General features: G+C 78.7%; 1 protein-coding gene. It reads right to left on the minus strand.

Going from position 1 to position 239, the window contains the following annotated elements:
• Window positions 1–239, minus strand: a 239-nt coding sequence (locus ACNKXS_RS15295; RefSeq protein ID WP_417921633.1) for a hypothetical protein, incomplete at both ends; no start/stop codon positions are given.

Consider the following 239-nt stretch of genomic DNA (forward strand, 5'->3'; position numbering starts at 1 on the left):
TCCGCCGATGCGGCTTCTCCCATCGCATTGCCGCCGGCGGCCGAGGCGCCAGCTGCCGGGCTGCCGCCGCCACCGAACGAGCCACCCGGGGTGCCGGGCACGCCCTCGGCCGCATTCTGCTGGCGCATGCCGGCGCCGCCCGGCCCCTGGTTGCCCGATTGCGCAGCGGCTGCCGACGCATCGGTGCCGCCGGCCGCGCCGACGATCTCCGCTCCCGGCCGGGCCTGCCCCATCACCGG

Source organism: Christiangramia marina, assembly GCF_048285865.1.
Lineage (GTDB): Bacteria > Bacteroidota > Bacteroidia > Flavobacteriales > Flavobacteriaceae > Christiangramia > Christiangramia marina.